This is a genomic window from Pseudomonas sp. AFG_SD02_1510_Pfu_092 (assembly GCF_003331055.1).
GTDB lineage: Bacteria > Pseudomonadota > Gammaproteobacteria > Pseudomonadales > Pseudomonadaceae > Aquipseudomonas.
In genome coordinates this window covers 1-1,184 of sequence record NZ_PUQD01000127.1, presented here as the reverse complement: position 1 = coordinate 1,184, position 1,184 = coordinate 1, and the positions used below count along the sequence as shown (strand labels likewise).

Here is a 1,184-nt window from a genome sequence, read left to right as displayed (position 1 = left end):
TGTGGGAGATTCTATGGTTTTCAGCAAGCCAGTTTCCCGCCTTTGGTGACGTATTCGTCCTGATTTTTCATCAGGGCGAATGCCACCCGCGCGAGCTTTCTTGCCAGGATTACCAGAGCCTGGGTTGTTGCTTTACCAGAGTTCCGGTGCTGTTCGTAAAGCCCTTTCCAAGCGGCTGATTTGCTGGCTGCCATAGCAGCGTTATGCAATAGGCGGCGAATTTCTGAGCAGCCTCGCTTGGTGAGGCGGCGGCGTCCATTCTTCTGTCCGGAATCACTAACCCGTAAATCCATTCCCAGAAAGGCGATGTACGAGTCGCTGCTTTTGAATTCGCCCCTCATAAAAGCCATCACCAATGCTGCGGCGGTGAGAAAACCAATACCCTCTACTGCCTGACAGCGAGCAACTTGCTCCTGCAGCCCAGCTTCTCGCAGCACATCTTTGATCTTCTTTTGGATCAACTTGTCCAGCTGATCTATCGATTTCACTAAGGTTTCGAAGGCAGCTTTCAATAGGGTCTCGTTAGCCCAGCTTTGAGTCATTGCAGTGCGTGCAGTCACCAAGGCAGCTCTACGTCGCAGGAGGCTCTGAAGCTTGCCGTAGACCGGGGGAGGAGGACTCCAGGGGCGAAGGTCCTCGCCTTCATTTTTCAGAAAACGGGACAGTAATCGAGCATCGGAAGGGTCAGTTTTAACCCGCCCTCCAACGCTTTTGCGGTAGTTGCTCAGCTGGAAACCATCAATGACATAAACATCGAAGCCTAGGCCATGGGCCAGCTCAACCAAGTCCAGGTGATAAACATTGGTCGCCTCAACAGCAATTGCAGTGTTGAGGGGCTGCTGTTTCAGCCAGCGTTTGATTTCGAGTTTGGAGTTTTTCAGTCTGATAATTTCATCGCGATCATCGTGGTGGATAACCAGCTCAGCTTTCGCGACATCCGCACCCACGATTAACTTACCTACCTGCATTGCCATGGGCGGCTCCTCACGTTATGGTTTTTCGGCTTGAAGGGGTTTCACCAAGAGGCGCTGGCTTGCTTCTATCGTCGCTTGCAAACGATGCATTCTTTATCGGCGCTTTGGTGGAAGGGGTGGGGCGATGTCTCCCACAGTCTGTACTGCTGCGAACAGTCAGAATCGGGCATTTAGTCCCACCACCCCTTCAAGTCTAACCATACAAGCGGG

Annotated in this window: 1 protein-coding gene; it reads right to left on the bottom strand. The window is 52.4% G+C overall.

Annotated features, from left to right (window positions below; all coding sequences use genetic code 11):
• Positions 1-20 precede the first annotated feature (20 nt).
• Positions 21-974: a transposase gene (locus tag C6A77_RS25120; RefSeq protein WP_114172031.1), complete on the bottom strand. Its 954-nt coding sequence runs from the start codon at positions 972-974 to the stop codon at positions 21-23.
• Between the last annotated feature and the right edge of the window lie 210 nt (positions 975-1,184).

Excerpts from the sequence above, each read along its gene's own strand:
- C6A77_RS25120 (WP_114172031.1), bottom strand. The coding sequence starts at position 974 with ATGGCAATGCAGGTAGGTAAGTTAATCGTGGGTGCGGATGTCGCGAAA.